This window comes from Halpernia sp. (assembly GCF_048269545.1).
GTDB lineage: Bacteria > Bacteroidota > Bacteroidia > Flavobacteriales > Weeksellaceae > Halpernia.
Window position 1 is genome coordinate 408,754 of sequence record NZ_JBLXIJ010000002.1, and the last position, 20,443, is coordinate 429,196.

Here is a 20,443-nt window from a genome sequence, read left to right on the forward strand (position 1 = left end):
TGGAAAATGGAAAATGAACTTGTAAAACTTCCAACTTCACTCTTCTTTCTTCCATCACTTTTATTATCTTTACAAAACTTAAAAAATTAAAATTTTATGTTGAAAGCAGGTTTAGTTGGTGCAGGACATTTGGGAAAAATTCATTTAAAACTTCTTAATCAATCTGAAAAATATAATTTAATTGGTTTTCACGATAAAGATGTGGAAAATGGTAAAAAATTAGAAGCAGAATTTGGCTATAAATATTTTGAAAATTTCGATGAATTATTATCACAAATTGAAATGCTTGATATTGTAACTCCGACTTTATACCATTACGATTTTGCAATGAAAGCAATAAAAAATAGAATTCCATTTTTTATCGAAAAACCTGTGACACAAAATTTAAAGGAAGCAGAGGAAATTCTTTTTAAATGTAGAGAATTTGGAATTAAAGCCCAGGTTGGACATGTTGAAAGATACAATCCCGCTTTCATTGGGTCAAAAGATTACATTAAAAACCCGATGTTTATTGAGATCCACCGCTTGGCTGAATTTAATCCGCGAGGAACTGATGTTTCTGTGGTTCTGGATTTAATGATTCACGATTTGGATATTTTATTGAGTTTGGTAAAATCTAAAGTAAAAGAAATTCATGCTTCAGGCGTTTCTGTGGTTTCAAAATCTCCGGATATTTGTAATGCGAGAATTGAGTTTGAAAATGGTTGCGTTGCAAATTTAACGACTTCCAGAATTTCTATGAAAGCGATGCGAAAATCTAGGTTTTTTCAGAAAGACGCTTATATTTCTGTTGATTTTCTTGAGAAAAAATCTGAAGTCATTCGTATGAAAGAAGCACCAGAAAATCCGTCTGATTTTGATATGATTATTGAAAATGCGGAAGGCGAAAAAAACCAGATTATTTTTGAATATCCGCCGATTACTCCGAACAATGCTATTTTAGATGAACTCGAAAGTTTTGCAGATTCTATCACAGAAAATAAAAATGTAGAAGTTTCTTTGGAAGATGGAACGGAGGCTTTGAAAGTGGCTTTGGAAATTGTGAAGATGATTAGTTAGAATTTCAAACAAATGAAAAAACGTTTTTCAAATTTAAATGTATTTTTAGTTATAATTCTAGCTTTACAACTTACCTTCTGTATTTTCAGATTGTATTATGAGTTTTTAAGCATTCAGATTTGGTTTAATCTTTCTAAAAATAATCCAGTAGAATTTCAAGAAATAAAGTTTTCATATTTAAGGATTATTTTAAATTTCATTTTTCCATTTATTTTATGTCTTTTTGGAATTTTTGGTTTTGTTCTAATTTTAAAACAAAAGAAATTTGGCTTTCTTTTGAGTTTCTTATTTTGGCTTTCTTTTTTAATATTTTCTTTAACTTTTTTAAATTCAGAAATGCATTTAAAAAATATTGAATATGTTTATCTTATATTTATTAACGTAGCAATTGCGAGTGCCACTATTTATTTAGGCAAGAAAACAAAACATCTATTTTTTAAAACTGATATATGAAAAACATTATTATCTTATTTCTCTTTTTTTTCTCCTCTTCATGCAAAGAAAAAAAATCAAATATTCAAAATAAATCCGATTTAAAAACCGAAATCCAAAATATTATTAAAGGTAAAAACGCAACAGTTGCCGTTTCTGTCTTAAGTTTTGAAAAAGCATTTTCTTTTGATATTAATGGTGATAAGCATTTACCGATGCAAAGTGTCTTCAAATTTCATATTGCTTTGGCAGTTTTAAATTTAGTTGATGAAGGAAAATTAAATTTAAAACAAAAAATATTCATTAAAAAAGCGGATCTTTTAGAAAATACCTGGAGCCCAATTCGCGAGAAATATCCAAGTGGAAATGTAGAATTAACTTTAGCGGAAATTATAAAATACACCGTTGCACAAAGCGATAATAATGGTTGCGATATTCTACTAAAATTAATTGGCGGCACAAAAACCGTTCAGGATTTTATGAATTCTAAAGGCGTAAAAGATTTTCAAATAAAATTTAATGAAGAAGAGATGCATCAAGATTGGAACGCACAATATGAAAATTATAGTTCTACGGATTCGATTGTAAAACTTTTAAAAGAATTTTACGACAATAAAATTATTTCCAAATCTTCTACGGATTTCCTGATGAAAATTATGATTGAAACAACAACCGGGAAAAATAAATTGAAAGGAAGTTTGCCTAAAAATACTCTGCTTGCACACAAAACTGGTTCTTCTGGCAAAAATGATTTGGGCTTAACTGGCGCAGAAAATGATATGGGAATTGTAACTTTGCCAAATGGAAATCATTACGCAATCTGTGTTTTTGTGAGTAATTCCACAGAAGATCAAAAAACAAACGAAGAAATAATTGCAGAAATTTCTAAACTAACTTTTGATTATTTAAATAAAAATTAAAAAAAATATAAATAAAATAATTATGATAAAGAACATCGTTGTAATCGGCGCTGGAACAATGGGAAACGGGATTGCACATACTTTTGCACAGAAAAATTTTAAAGTCACTTTGGTTGATGTAAAACCTGGAAACATTGAAAAAGGAATTGAAACCATTGCTAAAAATCTTGACAGAATGCTTGCAAAAGAAAAAATTTCTGAAGATGAAAAAAATCAAACTTTAGCAAATATTTCAAAATCAACAAACTTATCTGAAGTAGCAAAAAGTGCTGATTTAATTGTAGAAGCAGCGACAGAAAATCTAGATTTAAAACTGAAAATTTTCACACAGATGAATGAATTTGCTCCAGAAAATTGCATTCTGGCGACGAATACTTCTTCCATTTCTATTACAAAAATTGCAGCAGCAACTTCTCGTCCAGATAAAGTAATCGGAATGCACTTTATGAATCCAGTTCCAGTTATGAAATTAGTAGAGATCATCAAAGGTTATTCTACTTCCCAACAAACTTTTGAGTCTATTTTTGAAATGTCAAAAACTTTAGGAAAAGTTCCCGTTGAAGTGAATGATTATCCAGGTTTTGTGGCAAACAGAATTCTGATGCCTATGATAAACGAAGCCATAGAAACGCTTTATAACGGCGTTGCCGGTGTTGAAGAAATTGATACCGTGATGAAATTGGGAATGGCGCATCCAATGGGACCTTTGCAATTGGCAGATTTTATTGGACTTGATGTTTGTCTTGCAATTTTAAATGTTATGTATGACGGTTTTAAAAATCCAAAATATGCACCAAATCCACTTTTAGTAAATATGGTAATGGCGGGCAAAAAAGGCGTGAAATCTGGAGAAGGTTTTTATGATTATTCTGAAAGTAAAAAAGCAGAAAAAGTGGCGAAAATGTTTCTTAAATAAAATTCATGAAAGAATTTTTTAATAGAGAAAGAATTAGAAAAAGTAAAAAAAGTCAGTATATTATTTACTGTATTTTATTTTTAATACTTTTTATTCCCAATTTTTTCACGCTACTTTATGCGGGTGATTTGCATGGTAATCTTAAAATGAGTTTATCTTATTTAATATTATCTTTATTTGTTTGGTTATTACCACTTCTTTTCTTGAATGTGAAAAACTATTTTAGATTAGGACTATTTTTTTTCTTATTTGCGCCTCTCGAGATTGGATTTGTAAAAGTAACCGGCGTTCCTATAAATATTGGTTTAATGGAGTCTATTTTAAACACGAATTTTTTAGAAGCCAAAGAGCAAATATTCTCAAACTTACCTACTTTATATTTTTTAATTTTAATATTAATTTTCTATTGTTATTTATTAACTTTTGTAAATGAAAACAGTTTAAAAAGAAAATGGAAAATAGCACTATTCTCTATTTTTCTATTTCTAAATGTTACTTTATACTATAATATGTTTTCATTATTACCAAATTATCTTTCTTTTAGGGATAAATTAATAGATTCTTTTAATAACACCACAAAAAAATACGAAAAGGTTTTTCCAGCAAATGTTGTTTTAAATACAATTTACGCAATCAATTCAAATATAAAAAATAAAAATTTTGCTAAAGAAATTGAAAATTTTAGTTTCAATGCGAAACAGAAATCTATTAATTCCGAAAATGAAATTTATATTTTAGTGATTGGCGAAAGTGCAAGACGACATAACTTTCATCTCTATGGATATCCTAGAGAAACCACTCCAGAGTTAGAAAAAATAAAAAATCTAATTCCTTTTACAAACGTAAATAGTACTGCAACACTCACTTTATTGTCTGTTCCACAGATTATTACCAGAGCAAATCCTGAAAATTTTGATCTACAATTTAAAGAAAAAACTATTTTAGATATTTTTCATGAAGCCAATTATTATACCGCTTGGATTGGAACACAGTCCCTCTCAACACCAGTTATAAAAAGATTAGAGAGGGTTTGTAATTATAATTATGTGCTAAAAATGGACACAAGTTCCGGGAATTTTTATGATGGTGATATTTTAAAAAATATTCAAAAAGTGATTGATGAGAAAAGCAATAAAAAGAAATTTATAATCATTCATTCTTTAGGAAGCCATTTCCGATATTCAAATAGATATCCTTCAAATTTTGAAAAATTTAAACCAAATATTAGTAAGTCTGGTTACAGCAATATTGGCTTAGAATATAAAAAAGAACTTATTAATTCTTACGACAATTCTATATTTTACACAGATTATTTCTTGTCATCCATTATTAAAAAAGTTCAAAAAGCAAATGCAGTAAGTGGTTTAATTTATCTTTCAGATCACGGTGAAAATTTATATGATGATAATAAAAATTTCTCACACGGAAGTGAAAAACCACCAAAATTTGAATATAAAATACCTTATTTAGTTTGGTTTTCTGAAAAATATAAGGATTTGTATCCAAATAAAGTTGAAGCTTTAAAAAAAAATAAGGATAAAAAAGCTTCTTCTATTGCTACTTTTTATTCTTTATCAGATATGGCAAATATAAGTTATAAACATTCTGAAGAGGAAATAAATAAGAGTATTTTTAACTTAAATTATAAAGAACCCATAAAAAGAAAAATTTTAAATAGTAAAAAAGAAGTAATTACTGTAGAATAATAGTTCTAAAGAAAATCACCATTCATAAAGAATTTCTTATCTTTGAGCCGAAATTAAAATTTTAAAAAATGAAATTACCAAAGTTTTTATTAGCGGATAATTCCGATATGCCGGAAGATTTATTTGTGGTACACACAGAATATCCAAGATTTATTTTAAATGTTGAAGAAGAAGAGGTTGAATGGTTTGATGATTTGGAAGGCGACGACGAAGAAACAATGGCAGATGAAGCAACTAAAGTTGTAGAACAAGCCTTTAAATGGTGTGATGAAGAATTAGCAAAATATGACGAAGAAGACGAAGATTAATTTTTATTCTAAATAAAATTACAAAATAAAAGAACTCAGAAATGGGTTCTTTTTTTTGTTTAATATTTAAATAATTCATAAAAAGATTAAGAAAAAAGATTGAGCTCAAGAAAAAAATTATAATTTAGTGCAAAAATTAATTTACAATGAAAAAATACAGTTCGGTTTTTGTCCTCTTTATCTTCATTTTATCATTTTCACAAGGAGCAAAAACAGCAAAATCCAATTATGTACAAGAACATTACACTAAAAAAGAATTGTACATTACTATGCGAGACGGGGTGAAACTATTTACATCTATTTACACACCAAAAGATATTTCTAAAAATAAAAAATATCCAATTTTAATGCAGAGAACTTGTTACAGCGTTGCTCCTTACGGAGAAAATACCTTTAAAACTTCTTTAGGTCCAAATAAATATTTAATGAATGATGAATATATTTTTGTTTATCAAGATGTTCGTGGAAGGTATATGAGTGAAGGAACTTTCACCAATATGACACCACAAGTTGAACATAAAACCAAACAAAATGTGGATGAAAGTACCGATACTTATGATACTGTAGATTGGATGGTAAAAAACCTTCCAAATAACAATGGAAAAGTGGGACAATATGGAACTTCTTATCCAGGTTTTTACACTGCAGTTGGACTTTTAGCGCATCATCCAGCTTTGGTTGCGTCTTCTCCACAAGCTCCCATTTCTAATTTTTGGAATGATGATTTTCTTCATAACGGTAGATTTTTATTAGGATATTTTAGAACTTTTCCAGTATTTGGAATTCAAAAAACTGCTCCAACTCCAAACGCATGGTTTGCAGATTCTATGATTCCCAAATATTCTGATGATGGTTTAAAATTCTATCAAGATATGGGCGTTTTAAAAGATGGAGTTGATAAATATTATAAAAATAATTTCTTCATGCAAGAAATTATGGATCATCCAAACTATGATGATTACTGGCAAAAAAGAAATTTATTACCACATCTAAAAGATGTTAATCAAGCGGTTTTAGTTGTCGGTGGTTGGTTTGATGCAGAAGATTTATCGGGTCCGTTAAACATTTACAAAACCATCCAAAAAACTTCACCAAAAGCAAAAAGTACCATTGTAATGGGACCATTTTCTCATGGCGCATGGGGAAGAGAAACTGGAAAAGCGTATCACAATGATATTTATTTCGGAGACAGTATTGCAACTTATTATCAAAAAAATCTTGAAACTAAATTTTTCTCCCATTATTTAAAAGGAAATTCCAAAGAAGATTCTGGAATTCCAGAAGCGGTGATGTTTGATACAGGTGCAAAAAAATGGCGCGAATTTGCAGAATATCCTCCAAAAAATGCTGAGAAAAAAGATTTCTATTTTGTAGATAATAAAATCGAAATGCAACCTTCTCAAACTTTTACCGAATATTACAGTGATCCAAATAAACCTGTTGTTAGTTCAGAAAATTTAAAAGATTTCAATGGTTTTACACCAAGAAATTATATGAGTGAAGACCAAAGATTTGCAGACATGCGACCAGATGTTGCGACTTTTACTACCGATGTTTTAACAGAAGACATCACATTTGGTGGAGAATTATTAGCAAAATTAAATATTTCTTCCACTTCCACAGACGCCGATTTTATTGTGAAGTTAATAGATATTTATCCTGAAAATGAGCCAGAAAATCCGGACAAACCAAATGTAATTTTACAAAATTATCACCAAATGGTAAGAAGTGAAATTATGCCTGCAAGATTCAGAAATTCTATTGAAAAACCTGAAGCTTTAGTTCCAAACCAAAAAACAATCGTTAATGTAAAACTTCAAGATGTAATGCACACTTTCAAAAAAGGGCACAAAATACAAGTGCAAATTGAAAGCACTTGGTTTCCTTTGTTTGTGGTAAATCCACAGAAATTTATTCCAAATGTGAATTTAGCGACAAAGGCAGATTACACGAAAGCGTTTATTAAAATTTATGGCGATAGTAAATTGGAAGCGGACGTTTTGAAATAGTTGCCAATTGTCAATTGATAGTTCTCAATTGAAAAATTATAAAATAAAAAGTGCAGAAAGATCTTCTGCACTTTTTTATTAAACGTTTTAAAATCTTAAATTTAAACCTACATTTTATTAAATCTCAAAAGCAGTAAATCTCCTTTATACAATTCTAAAACATTATCTTTTACCACGTATTTTGTAGTTTCACTCAGTAATTTTAAATAATTGGTTTCAACTTCCATGTGTTGACACATTTTTCTGGTAGAACCAATGTTTTTTACACTGAAATTTCCTACAGTTGGATCTAAATTAACCTCATTAGAAAAATAATTATTGCAACCTGCATTTCCTGTAACATTTCCTGCTTTGATTAACAAAGTTGGTGTAATATCATTTATTGTTTCTGCTAATTTCCAGCTGGAATCATTTATTGAAGCTTGACTTGTACTCGATTTAGATTTTAAACCATTGATTGAAGAGCAAGATGCAAGCAAAAAAATGCCGCAAAAAGCGAGGATTATATTTTTCATAATTTTTATTTTTAGTATTTAAAATTAATTATCGAAGTTCCGCATTAAACTCAGATTTAAAAGATTTAATCAAAACATTCATCACTTCAGAAATGTCTTTTTCTTCCAAGGTTTTTTCTTCATTTAATAACTCGAAACTTAAAGCGTAAGATTTTTTTCCTTCTGGTAAATTTTGTCCTTCATAAACATCAAATAAATTTACGTTTTTTAAAAATTTTGATGGATTCTTTTTTGCCGATGCATAAAGCTCTGCATAAGTAATTTGTTTATCTAACAATAAAGCCAAATCACGACGGATTTTATTAAACTTTGGAATATCTATAAATTTAAAATTGTCTTTAATTCTTAATTGTTCGCAGTTTTCCAATTCTATTTCAGCATAAAAAACTTCTTGATCAACATCTGCATCTTTCAATAATTCAGGTGAAACTTTGCCCAATTTTGCTAAAGTTTTTCCATTAAATTTAAATTCTAAAGCTTCAGAAAATCGGGAATCTTCCAAAGGTAATTCTTCAAATTTAAGTTTCAATTTATCAAGTAAAAGAATAACGTAAGATTTTAAATAATAAAAATTAGTTGCGGATTTTGGCAACATCCAGTTTTCTGAGTGGTTTCTTCCTGTTACCAAAAACGCCAATTGTTTGCGTTCTTCGTATTTCTCTTTTTTGTGGTAAATTTTACCCAATTCAAAGAATTTTAAATCCGCATTTTTTCTATTAATATTATAAGCTGCATTTTCTAAAAGCCCTTCCAAAAGTGATTTCCGCATAAAAGCCAAATCGCTGCTTAAAGGATTTAGTAATTTTACAGCATCGGTTTCATCTTTCACAGAACGCAAAGAATTATTCATTACTTCATTAAAACCTTGACTTTGAAGCGTTCTTGCCCAAGAATTTTCCAGCGCATCTTGATCGTCTAAACTTAAAGTAACAGGTGAAAAAGAAAATTTTTCTGGAATATCAATTCTATTATAACCAAAAATCCGAAGAATTTCTTCTATCACATCTATTTCGCGAGTAACATCGGCTCTGTAAGGCGGAACAGACAATTCTAAACCATCATTTATTTCATTTAAAATTTCAATATCCAAATATTTTAAAATTTCTTTCACTTTTGCACGGTGAATTTTCATTCCTAAAATTTGGTCTAATTTAGAATATCTAAAAAGCAAATAATTATTTTCTATTTTCTCTGGATAAAATTCTAAAATCTCTCCTACTAATTTTCCGTGTGCTATTTCTTCAATCATTTTTATCGCAACCAACAAAGCTTTTCTTGCACTTTTACCATCAATTCCACGTTCAAATCTGAATGAAGCATCGGTATTTAATCCATGAAATTTTGCAGCTTTTCTTATTGCAACTGGATTAAAATAAGCACTTTCTAAAACAATTTTTGTGGTTTCTGCAGAAACGCCAGAATTTTCACCACCAAAAACACCTGCGATACACATTGGATTTTGCTTGCCATCTTTAATCATAATTTCTGCACCATTCAAAGTGCGTTCTACTCCATCTAAAGTTTTAAATTTCGTTCCTTTTGGAGAAGAACCAACTATGATTTTATTTCCTTTAATTTTTGCTGCATCAAATGCGTGCAAAGGTTGTCCAAGTCCGTGAAGAACGTAATTTGTAATATCTACAACGTTATTTATTGGATTTAAACCGATCGCTTTTAATCGGTCTTTTAACCAATTTGGAGATTCGGAAATTTTAATATTTTCAATAACTGCACCTAAATATCTAGGAACTAATTCTGAATTTTCTACTTCAATTTGAAAATTATGACTGCCAGAAATTTCAGGTTCTTCAACTTCTAACTTCTTGAAATCAGATTTCAACTGGTTGCTGGAAAGGAAAGCGTTTAAATCACGAGCAACGCCGTAATGTGACATTGCATCGGTTCTGTTTGGCGTTAAACCAATTTCATAAACTTCGTCCTGCGTGATCTCAAAATATTTTTTAAATAATTCGCCCGTTTTATAATCATTATCTAGAATCATAATTCCGCCATGATCATCGCTTAAGCCTAATTCATCTTCCGCACAGATCATGCCTTCCGAAACTTCACCGCGGATTTTTGCTTTTTTAATTTCAAAGGAATTTCCAGATTTGTCGTACAATTTTGTTCCAACTAAAGCAACTGGAACGGTTTGTCCGGCAGCAACATTTGGCGCTCCACAAACAATTTGCAGGATATTTTCTGCACCAACATCAACGGTGGTAATGTTCAATTTATCAGCATTTGGATGTTTTTCACAGGTCAAAACTTTACCCACAACAATTCCTTCAAGGCTGCCTTTTATATTTTCAAATTTTTCTACACCTTCCACTTCCAGACCAATATCCGTAAGATATTCGCTGATTTTATCTGTATTAAGCTCGGTGCTTATAAAATCTTTAAGCCAATTATTTGAAATTTTCATTTGTGTTTTAGATTTTAGATTTTAGATTTTAGATTTTAGACTAAAAACTAAAAAAAACTTTGTTATATTAAATAAGAAGAGATTTGAGAAAAGTCTCAAATCTCAAATCTATATTTCTCAAATCTTATAATTTCTACATCCCAATTACAGGCATAGAAAGCATTAAAATGTGTTCGTTATCTTCTAAACCATCGACTGGTTCTATAATTCCTGGTCGGTTTGGTTGTGACATTTTCATTGTAATATCGTCAGAATTTAAAACTGAAAGCATTTCCGTTAAAAATTTAGAACTGAAACCGATATTGATATCTTCTCCGTTATAATCACATGGAATTTGCATATCTGCTTTGTTTGCATATTCTGTATCTTCTGCGTGAAGATGTAAAATATTTCCAGATAATTTAAATCTAATTTGATTGGTAGATTTGTTACTCATAATAGATGCTCTTCTAATTGCACTCAACAAAAGATTTCTATTAATTGTCAAAACATTCGGGTTTTCTTTTGGAATTACTGCGGTATAATTTGGATATTTTCCATCGATTAATCTACAAATCCAAATATTATTTCCGAAAGTAAATTTCGCCATATTTTCATTAAAATCTATCGCAACATCTTCATTAGAATTGGCAAGAATATTTTTGAAAATAGACAATGGTTTTTTCGGCATAATGAATTCCATTGCTTCTGCATTTACTAAATCTTCTCTTTTGTAAACCACCAAACGGTGAGAATCTGTAGAAACAAAATTGGTTTCATCTTCTTTAAATTGAAACAAAACACCCGTCATTACTGGACGAAGTGAATCATTACTGGTTGCAAAAAGTGTATTTGCTAAAGCTTCAGATAAAATCCCAGAAGGAATTGTAATACTTTGTGAAGATTCAAATTCTGGAACATCTGGATAATCTTCTGCATTGTCTAAAGCAACAGCAAAATTATCTTTTTCATCTAAAATTTCTAGCAAACTTCCGTTTCCATCTTCTGATTCTTTCACAGAAAGCGTTAAAGGTTGTTCCCCGTAAGTTTTCACAAAATCCTGAAAAATTTTCGCAGGAACCGCAAATTTTCCTTCATCATCAGATTTTACTTCAATTGTAGTAATTAAAGTAGTTTCGCCATCAGAAGCAGTAAGCTTTAAAATATTTTCTTTTAAATCAAAAAGAAAATTTTCTAATATTGGTCTAGATTGGGAGGTTGAAATTACACCACTTACAATTTGTAAAGCTTTCTGTAATTCGCCACTTGCAACAATAAATTTCATTCAAAAATTTTTATATGACGACAAAGATAATGATTTGACTTTAAAAACTCAAAGCCAATTTTGGTTAAATATATTTAGAATGAAAAAGTTATCAACATTAATCATTAATATTTAAATTTTGAGTAGATTTTTCTTTTAAATTTTCTAAATTAATACTAAAAGCCAAATACAAAAAATGAAAATTTCTATTTGAAATCACACCAAATTCTCTTTGCCAAAGATAACCTGAAGAAAGACTTATTTCTTTATTGAATTGATAAGAAAGTCCTGCAAAAAAACGGTTTCTTGCAAAACTAGGTTTCATTGGAATTACAAAGAAAACCTCATCATAAATATTGGCTGAAATGGTTCCTTTTTCTACTTTTTTAGAATTTAAAGGTGCAGAAATATTTAAACGATAACGAAAGCGATTTCTTTTTGAATGTGCGCTTTTCTTCGGTTCATAAAACCAACTCTGCTCGGCGCGGAAACGATTTTCAAATTTGAAAATTCCTGAATTTAAATTAATTACATCTTGCAAAAAAATACGAAATTCTTCTTTAGACAAAGACTTTTCGGTATAATTTACATAACGTCCAATTCCAATTAAAGGTTTGTGATTTTTAGTCAAATTATAACCGATTCCACCTTTCAATTCATAATAATCTGGATAAGAAAAATCTTCAATTCCACGCAACTGAACTTCAGTAAACAGAAAATATTTAGAATTAAACTGATAATTTAAAGAAATAGCATTGTATGAAGAAAGATTTTCTTTTTGCGCTTTAAAAAGAATGAGGAAAAAGACTGCAAAAAAAATCAAAACCTTCCTCATTTTTAATTTTTATTAAAATCAATTTTATAATTCAGCCCGATATGAAACCATCTTCCAGGCATTGGTACAAGACTTGTTTCTGTGTATTTTGAATTGGTTAAATTATTAATTAAAACAAAAACTCCAAAATCTTTGAACTGGTAATTCAGTTTTTCATCTACCAAATTATAACTTCCCAAATTCACTCTTTCGTTGTAACGATAAGTCAGTTCATTGGTGAAATTTTTTAAAAATTTATTTTCTATTTTAAAAATTAATTGGTGTTTTAAATTTTCTAAATCGTACCGTGAAAGTCGAGAATCTGTATCTTTTCTTTCGTTATCCAAATAAGTGTAACCCAAAGTATAAGATTTTAAAAAACCGGAAAATTCCTGTTTCACTTCCACTTCTACTCCTTTCAAAGACACTTTCCCAATATTTCTTGCCGTCCATTTTGAAGTTGGTGAATCTTTTGCCCAATCTATCAAATTATCAGAATCTCTGGTGAAGAAACTTGTTTTGGCTTGGAAATTATTCATTTTAAATTGATAACCAACTTCTGTAGAAATTGCGCTTTCAGGTTTTAAATCTGTATTTCCTTGTTCCGTTCCGCTTGTGTAATATAAATCTGTGAAGGTTGGAACGCGGTGAACTTTTGAAACATTTCCATAGATTTTATGGTGTTCATTAAAAGTGAATCCTGCGTCTAAACCAGGATAAAAAAAGTTACCTTCATTAGAATAATTAGCCCAAGAAATGCCGGGAGAAAGAGCCAATTTATTATTAAATAATGAAAAATGATGTTCAAAGAAAAGCTGTGAAACAAAACGATTTCTATGACCTAAATTATTACTTACTAAAATTTCTTTTCGCAATTCTACACCCAAACCAGTTGTTCCTAAATTTGAATGGTAAGTTGTATTAAATTCTCCACCAATATTATTTCCGATGTGCAAATTTCTATAAACCGAAGGTTTATCTCGAATATAGACATACATATCTTGTCCTCGTCGCCAATAAATATTGGAATTAAAATCCCAATTATTAAAACTTTGATGGTGCGAAATACTTACAATTGAAGCTTGCATTTCTTCATATTGTTCCGTCGCTAAAGGCGATGAATAAAAACCATTTGCACCGAATTTTTTTTCAGAAAAACCCGCTTGTAAACTTAAAGCACCATTTTTTATTTTTAAATTATTTTGATAATAAAAATTATTGATTTTGTAATCGGTATTATGTCTGTAACCATCAGAAGCAGAAGTATGAATTTGGAATAAATTTGAAAATTTTTCTGTTCCAACATTTGCGTTCAAACCAAAATCATAAGTTTTAAAATCACCACCTTCTGCTGAAATTTTTACAGTTTTTCCAGCAATTGGTTTTGTAATAATATTGATTACTCCTGCGTAAGCATTATTTCCAAATCTACTTGCAGCAGGACCTTTAATAATTTCTATTTGTTGAACAGAATCCAAATCAAATGGAATATTTAAAGAATTATGACCGGTTTGACTGTCGTTTAATCTCACTCCATTTACTAAAATTAAAACCTGCTCAAAAGAACTTCCACGAATAGAAACATCCGATTGAACACCATTTGAACCTCTTCTTCGAATATCCAAACCTGTGTTTAATTGCAATAATTCATCAATGCTATTTGCAGGCGAATTTGCAATTTCAGCTTTTGTAATGATGGTAATATTTTCGTTTATTTTTTCTACCGGAAGATTTAAAAATTTTCCTTGCACGAAAACCTCTTTAATTGGTAATTCACTTTGTTGTGAGAAAGCATTTAAGCTAAATGCCATTAAGAAAAAGACACCGATTTTTTTATTCATTTTTTTATTTTAAAATCTTAAACATAATTTAAAACCTCTCCATTAAAGAAAAAAGCTTTATAAAATCGAGCACAAATATAATTAACATATTCTTAAAAAAAAGCGGATTTTTTAATAATTTTATTTTTATTTTTTTATGACTATGTATCATTTTTTTGAAATTGAAATACTAATTAAAATCCTTAATTTTGTAATCTTATGACAACAGAAGAAATTGACATTAAAAAATATATTTTCGTAAAAAATGCGCATCTAAATAATCTTAAACATATTGATGTTCTTTTACCAAAAAATAAACTTATCGTTATTACAGGCGTTTCAGGAAGTGGAAAATCTTCGCTTGCTTTTGACACCATTTACGCCGAAGGACAAAGACGTTACGTGGAAAGTCTCAGTTCTTATGCAAGACAATTTTTAGGAAAATTAGAAAAACCAAAAATTGACGATATTAAAGGTTTGGCGCCATCAATTGCAATTCAGCAGAAAGTGATTTCTTCCAATCCCAGATCTACAGTTGGAACTTCGACTGAAATTTATGACTATGTGAAACTGCTTTTCGCCAGAGTTGGAAGAACTTTTTCACCAAAATCTGGTACGGAAGTTAAAAAAGATTCTGTTTCTGATGTGATTGATTTTATAGAAAATGCTAAAAATAAACCCACTTTTACTTTAAGTTCGCCGTTAATTTTTGAAGTTGATAATTTTAAAGAGCAACTAAAAATATTAAAAATGGCAGGTTTCACGCGTTTGGAAGTTGCCGGAAATGTGGTGGGAATTGAAGATCTTGAAAGTTTCGGTTTTGTACCAGAAAAAGACGCTGTAATTAATTTGGTCATTGACAGATTTTCTTATGATGAAGATGAAAATTTTCTTCAAAGATTAGCAGACTCCATTCAAATGGCATTTTATGAAGGTCGTGGATATTGTTATTTAAAAAACGAAGATAGCGGAAGAACACAAGAATTTTCTAATAAATTTGAATTAGACGATATTGTTTTTAATGAACCAACTGTTCATTTTTTCAGTTTTAATAATCCTTTCGGCGCATGTCCAACTTGTGAAGGTTATGGAAAAGTAATTGGAATTGATGAAGATTTAGTAATTCCAAATAAAAATTTATCCATATTTGAAGACGCCGTTGCTTGTTGGCACGGAGATTCTATGAAAGAATGGAAATTATCTTTCATTAAAAAAAATAAAGATTTCCCTATACATAAACCTTATTTTCAACTTTCAAAAGAACAGAAAAAATTTCTTTGGAAAGGAACTGGCGATAAAAATGAACCTACGATTGATAATTTTTTTCAAATGTTGGAAGGAAATTTATATAAAATTCAATATCGCGTAATGCTTTCCAGATACCGTGGGAAAACACTTTGCCCGACTTGTGAAGGTTACAGATTGCGACCTGAAACGGAATGGGTGAAAATTGATGGACACAATATTCAAAGTTTTATAGAATTGCCTTTAGATGAACTTTTACCATTAGTAAAAAGTTTAAAATTGAATAAACACGATTCTGAAATTGCGAAAAGATTGTTGTACGAAATTACTTCTCGTTTGGAATTTTTGACGAAAGTTGGATTGGGTTATTTAACGATTAATAGAACTTCAAATACGCTTTCTGGTGGAGAATCTCAAAGAATTAATCTCGCAACTTCGCTCGGAAGTTCTTTGGTGGGAAGTATTTATATTTTAGATGAACCTTCAATCGGTTTGCATTCTAAAGACACAGAAAATTTAATTAAAGTTTTAAAAAACCTTCGCGATTTAGGAAATACCGTAATTGTAGTGGAACACGATGAAGACGTAATGAAAGCGGCGGATTATATTATTGATATTGGTCCAGAAGCGGGATATGTTGGTGGAGAATTGGTTTTTTCAGGTGATTACAAAGAAATTATAAAAGCCGATACTTTAACTTCGAAATATTTGACCGGCGAATTAGAAATAAAAGTTCCTGCAAAACGCCGAAAAAGCAAAGAATTTATTAAAATAAAAGGTGCACGCGAAAACAATTTAAAAAATATTAATGTTGATATTCCTTTAGAATGTTTGGTTGTAATTTCGGGTGTTTCGGGGAGTGGGAAATCTACTTTGATGAAGGAAGTTTTAACCAAAGGACTTCAACAACAACTCGGAATGGGCGGTAAAAAAACCGATTATGATTCTATAGAATTTCCACAAAAATTAATTAAAAATATCGAACTCATTGATCAAAATCCGATTGGAAAATCAAGCCGATCAAATCCTGTAACTTATTTAAAAGCTTACGATGATATTCGCGATTTATTTTCTAAACAGAAAATGGCAGCAATGATGAACTTGAAACCAAAACATTTTTCTTTTAATGTAGATGGCGGAAGATGCGATGAATGCAAAGGCGAAGGCGTAATCAACGTTTCGATGCAGTTTATGGCAGATATAGAATTGGAGTGTGAAGTTTGCCACGGCGCGAGATTTAAAAATGAAATTCTCGACATTAAATTTGACGAAAAAAATATCTCGGATATTTTACATTTAACAGTTGATGACGCAATTGATTTTTTCCAAGATAATGATCAGAAAAAAATTGTAACAAAATTAAAACCTTTGCAAGACGTTGGTTTGGGTTATTTGCAACTTGGGCAAAGTTCTTCTACACTTTCTGGCGGCGAAGCACAACGTGTGAAACTCGCCTCGTTTTTAGTGAAAGGAAATACGACCGAAAAAACCTTATTTATTTTTGATGAACCTTCTACTGGATTGCATTTCCATGACATAAATAAATTATTGACATCACTTCAAGCTTTGATAGAATTAGGTCATTCCGTGATTGTAATTGAACATCAACCGGATATCATAAAATCTGCAGATTACATAATAGACATTGGTCCTGGTGCAGGAAAATATGGTGGTGAAATTGTGTTTGCAGGAACGCCGGAAGATTTGGCGAAAGATAAAAATTCTGAAACTGCGCGGTTTGTAGCGGAAAAACTGTAATTTAATTATAAAGTATAAGTTATTAATTATGAATTGTGAATTCAACACTCATACTTTATAACTCCTAATTCTACTCAATTTCACTCGTCAAACTGCGCGATAATAATTTCTGATGCATCGGTTTTAAAATCTCCAAACTGCCAGTTTTTACTTTACATTTTCCTTTATAATGAATGAGTAAAGTGCATTGTTCTGCTTGTTCTAAAGTATGGCCGCAAATTTCTACGAGACAAGAAATGACGTAATCAAACGTGTTTACATCGTCATTATAAACTATTAATTTATTTTCAAAATCGGTTTCTTCCAAAACTGCGATATCTTCATTGTACTCACGTTTTGGATTTTCGTAATCTTTAATATTAAAAGGAGAAAAGTACATTAAATATTGTTATTAATATCTTCTAAAGAAATTTCTTCTTCAGCTTTTGGATCGTAAATTAGTTCAACTAGTTCTATAGATTTATTCTGCATTTTCAAGATTTTAAAATGATAATCATCAATGTCAAATTCTTGATTTTCTTCAGGAATATCACTTAAATGATTCATTATAAATCCTGCTAAAGTATTAAAATCACCTTCTTCATTAAGTTCTTTCGGTAAATATTCATTAATTTCTTCTAAAGGTTGCGTTGCTTGAACCCAATAAACATTGTCTCCAACTTGATCTACAATGGTTTCTTCATCATCTTCTTCATCTTGAATTTCACCAACCAATTCTTCCAAAATATCTTCTAAAGTGATAATTCCTTCTGTTCCACCAAATTCATCAATAATAATTGCTAAATGTTGTTTTTTCTGCTGGAAAATTTTAAGCAAATCTGATATTTTTTTACTTCCTACAACAAAAAATGCTTCTCGCATTAATTCTTTCAAATCATCGTGCGTAAGTTCTCCTTTTCGTTTTACAAATTCACGAATAATTTCTTTAGTATAAAAAATCCCAATAATATTATCTATGGAATGTTCAAAAACCGGAATTCTAGAATAGCCACTTGCCATAATAATTTCCATTATTTCTTCTAAAGAATCTTCAATATCAATACTTAAAATATTTTGCCTCGCCACCATTATTTGTTTTGCAGAATGGTCTGTAAAATCAAAAGCATTTTTAATAATTTCGTAATTTTCTTCCTCTATTTCTCCACCTGCAGCAGATTGTTTTACTAAAAGCTGAAGTTCTTCTGTAGAGTGTATTTCCTGCTCAGAAACGGGATGAATTTTAATTAATTTTAAAACTGAATTCGAAAGAAAATTCATTAACCAAATAAAAGGTCTGAAAATATTATAAAAAATACGAAGTGGCGCTGCAATAAAGAAGGTGGTAGATTCTGATTTTCTAATGGCAATAGATTTCGGAACCAATTCCCCGAAAACAATATGCATTATCGTAATAATCATAAAACTACAAATCACAGAAATGGTGGTGATTGTTGCTTCTGCTAATTCTATATCAAATGTGTGAAAAATATTTAGAAAAACCTGATGAAGTGCGCTTTCACCCACCCAACCTAAAGCTAAAGAAGCCAAAGTAATTCCCAATTGTGTCGCAGAAAGATAAGCGTCAAGGTTTTTAATAATCAACTCGGCTTGTTTTGCCATTTTATTTCCTTCAGCTGCTTTCAACTGAATTTGAGAATATCGAACTTTTACTATTGAGAATTCTGCTGCAACGAAAAAACCATTTAACAGAACTAAAAGAATGGCTATAAGAATTTTGACGAAACTGTCGGGGTCCATTTAAAAATTATAAATAATTAATTGCAAATATACTATTTTTTTTAAAATCAAATTTAAATAATCTTATCAGATTTTAAATTTATAAAGAAAATTAATTACTGATTATTAAGGTTTTATAAAATAAAATATTTAATATTAAACTGTAAATACTTTAATTTTTTCTGTAAATAAAATAAGAAATTAAAAGACAAATATTAACCAAAACCGCAAATGCATTAGATAAAATAATCGGCAATTCATCTTTTAAAAATCCGTACCAAACCCAAAGCGAAAGCCCACAGATTAAAGTAAGAATCATTACAAGAGATAAATCTTCTACATCTTTTTCTTTTAAAACTTTGATGAGTTGTAGCAACATTGCAATAGAAGTAATTCCGCCTGCAATTAAACCTAAAATGTTTTCGTTCATTTTAATTTTTTGGATAAACGAATTTAGGAATTAAGTTTCTATTAAATATAAAAACCTTCACCAAAGCGAAGGTTTTTATTTGTGGTCCCACCTGGGCTCGAACCAGGGACCACCTGATTATGAGTCAGGTGCTCTAACCAACTGAGCTATAGGACCTAAAACGTGAAACTAAATTGTTTCTGTTTTATTGGTGTGCAAATCTAATATTTTTTAGGAAATAATAAAAATTTTTTAGTTTTTTTCTTGGCAAATTTCCACTAATACGCCATTTGTTGATTTTGGATGAAGAAAAACGACGAGTTTATTATCTGCTCCTTCTTTTGGTTCCGTGGAAATAAATTGAAAACCTGCAGTTTGTAATCTTTTAATTTCTTCAAAAATATTTTCTACGCTAAATGCTAAATGATGAACTCCTTCCCTATTTTTATCTAAATATTTAGCAATTGTACTTTCAGAATTTGTAGCTTCTAAAAGCTCGAGTTTACTTTCGCCTACTTTATAAAAACTGGTTTTTACAGACTCACTTCCCACAGTTTCTTGTTTATAGTTTTCTTTTCCCAATAATTTCGAAAATAAATCATCAGAAACTTCTAAAGATTTTACAGCAATACCGATATGTTCTAATTTCACAATTGTTGAGTTTTTATTTGATGTTTTTTTGAAATGGTTTAAAAAGTTTTCTTCACTGCATTCACTTTTGCCTTTTTTACTTTTACTTTTTACTTCAAATTATCTCCACAAATTTAGTAAATTTGCAGCATTATGGAAAGCAACAGACAAAGAAAGATAGCGCAAATTTTACAAGAAGATTTCGCTGAATTGTTTAGAAAACAAGCTTCTGAAAGCAAACAAACACTTTTGGTAAGTGTTTCTGATGTTAAAATTTCTGCAGATTTGGGTGTAGCAAAAATATATATCAGTATTTTTCCCGCAGAAAATAGAAAAGCTGTGATGAAAGAAATTGAAGAAAACAAAGCCACTTATAGAAATTTTGTTGGTCAAAAAATGGGAAAACAGGTTCGCATTATTCCACAACTTTCTTTTTTCTTAGACACTTCAATGGATGATGTAGAAGCGATTGAGCGTGAACTGAAAGGTGAAGGCGACAATCCAATTTTATAAATTAT

General features: G+C 29.9%; 17 protein-coding genes and 1 tRNA gene. 8 read left to right on the forward strand and 10 right to left on the reverse strand.

All coding sequences use genetic code 11. The features are described from left to right. Positions 1-96: 96 nt before the first annotated feature. The 6 genes from ACN0WB_RS05135 (at position 97) to ACN0WB_RS05160 (ending at position 7,350) form a co-directional block, all read left to right on the forward strand. The gene (locus ACN0WB_RS05135; protein ID WP_417429507.1) at positions 97-1,059 is read left to right on the forward strand and encodes a Gfo/Idh/MocA family protein; all 963 of its coding nucleotides are present in this window, start codon (positions 97-99) and stop codon (positions 1,057-1,059) included. 449 nt (positions 1,060-1,508) lie between these two features. Further along, entirely contained in the window at positions 1,509-2,411 is a 903-nt protein-coding gene (gene bla / locus ACN0WB_RS05140) for a class A beta-lactamase, subclass A2 (RefSeq protein WP_417429509.1), read from the forward strand. Between the two features lie 25 nt (positions 2,412-2,436). Next, positions 2,437-3,327, forward strand: a complete 891-nt coding sequence (locus ACN0WB_RS05145) for a 3-hydroxyacyl-CoA dehydrogenase family protein (protein WP_417429743.1) — start codon at positions 2,437-2,439, stop codon at positions 3,325-3,327. 5 nt (positions 3,328-3,332) lie between these two features. Continuing rightward, positions 3,333-5,033, forward strand: a complete 1,701-nt coding sequence (locus ACN0WB_RS05150) for a phosphoethanolamine transferase (RefSeq protein ID WP_417429511.1) — start codon at positions 3,333-3,335, stop codon at positions 5,031-5,033. A 68-nt stretch (positions 5,034-5,101) separates the two neighbouring features. Beyond that, positions 5,102-5,341, forward strand: coding sequence for a hypothetical protein (locus tag ACN0WB_RS05155; protein WP_417429513.1), 240 nt, complete (start codon positions 5,102-5,104; stop codon positions 5,339-5,341). A gap of 146 nt (positions 5,342-5,487) precedes the next feature. Continuing rightward, entirely contained in the window at positions 5,488-7,350 is a 1,863-nt protein-coding gene (locus ACN0WB_RS05160; protein ID WP_417429515.1) for a CocE/NonD family hydrolase, read from the forward strand. A gap of 107 nt (positions 7,351-7,457) precedes the next feature. Here the strand turns inward: ACN0WB_RS05160 and ACN0WB_RS05165 are convergent, their stop codons facing one another. The 5 genes from ACN0WB_RS05165 to ACN0WB_RS05185 form a co-directional block, all read right to left on the reverse strand. Beyond that, a complete protein-coding gene (locus ACN0WB_RS05165; protein ID WP_417429517.1) occupies positions 7,458-7,865 on the reverse strand; it encodes an META domain-containing protein in 408 nt (135 codons plus the stop codon). A 28-nt stretch (positions 7,866-7,893) separates the two neighbouring features. Then, positions 7,894-10,290, reverse strand: coding sequence for a phenylalanine--tRNA ligase subunit beta (gene pheT / locus ACN0WB_RS05170; protein WP_417429519.1), 2,397 nt, complete (start codon positions 10,288-10,290; stop codon positions 7,894-7,896). A gap of 133 nt (positions 10,291-10,423) precedes the next feature. Continuing rightward, positions 10,424-11,554 (reverse strand): DNA polymerase III subunit beta, encoded by a 1,131-nt coding sequence (gene dnaN / locus ACN0WB_RS05175; RefSeq protein ID WP_417429521.1) that lies wholly within the window; start codon positions 11,552-11,554, stop codon positions 10,424-10,426. Between the two features lie 97 nt (positions 11,555-11,651). Continuing rightward, on the reverse strand, positions 11,652-12,368 hold the full coding sequence (locus ACN0WB_RS05180) for a DUF2490 domain-containing protein (protein ID WP_417429523.1): 717 nt from the start codon (positions 12,366-12,368) through the stop codon (positions 11,652-11,654). Positions 12,369-12,370: 2 nt separating this feature from the next. Beyond that, positions 12,371-14,188: a TonB-dependent receptor gene (locus ACN0WB_RS05185; protein WP_417429525.1), complete on the reverse strand. Its 1,818-nt coding sequence runs from the start codon at positions 14,186-14,188 to the stop codon at positions 12,371-12,373. A 198-nt stretch (positions 14,189-14,386) separates the two neighbouring features. On the opposite strand from ACN0WB_RS05185, the gene uvrA reads away from it, so the two are divergent. Beyond that, positions 14,387-17,170, forward strand: a complete 2,784-nt coding sequence (uvrA, locus tag ACN0WB_RS05190; protein ID WP_417429527.1) for an excinuclease ABC subunit UvrA — start codon at positions 14,387-14,389, stop codon at positions 17,168-17,170. Between the two features lie 70 nt (positions 17,171-17,240). Here the strand turns inward: uvrA and ACN0WB_RS05195 are convergent, their stop codons facing one another. The 5 genes from ACN0WB_RS05195 to mce all read right to left on the reverse strand — a co-directional run bounded on the left by ACN0WB_RS05195 (position 17,241) and on the right by mce (position 19,946). Continuing rightward, positions 17,241-17,549, reverse strand: coding sequence for an ATP-dependent Clp protease adaptor ClpS (locus ACN0WB_RS05195; protein WP_417429529.1), 309 nt, complete (start codon positions 17,547-17,549; stop codon positions 17,241-17,243). Continuing rightward, positions 17,549-18,907, reverse strand: coding sequence for a hemolysin family protein (locus ACN0WB_RS05200; protein WP_417429531.1), 1,359 nt, complete (start codon positions 18,905-18,907; stop codon positions 17,549-17,551). Before ACN0WB_RS05200 ends, ACN0WB_RS05195 begins: the two co-directional genes overlap by 1 nt. A gap of 151 nt (positions 18,908-19,058) precedes the next feature. After that, positions 19,059-19,316: a SemiSWEET transporter gene (locus tag ACN0WB_RS05205; protein ID WP_417429533.1), complete on the reverse strand. Its 258-nt coding sequence runs from the start codon at positions 19,314-19,316 to the stop codon at positions 19,059-19,061. 82 nt (positions 19,317-19,398) lie between these two features. Beyond that, a tRNA-Ile gene (locus ACN0WB_RS05210) sits at positions 19,399-19,472 on the reverse strand. A gap of 75 nt (positions 19,473-19,547) precedes the next feature. Next, positions 19,548-19,946 carry a methylmalonyl-CoA epimerase gene (mce, locus tag ACN0WB_RS05215; RefSeq protein WP_417429535.1) on the reverse strand — a complete coding sequence of 133 codons (399 nt, stop codon included), beginning with the start codon at positions 19,944-19,946 and terminating at the stop codon, positions 19,548-19,550. A 132-nt stretch (positions 19,947-20,078) separates the two neighbouring features. Here mce and rbfA point away from each other — a divergent pair, with 132 nt between their 5' ends. Beyond that, entirely contained in the window at positions 20,079-20,438 is a 360-nt protein-coding gene (rbfA, locus tag ACN0WB_RS05220) for a 30S ribosome-binding factor RbfA (protein ID WP_417429537.1), read from the forward strand. The last annotated feature ends 5 nt before the right edge of the window (positions 20,439-20,443 follow it).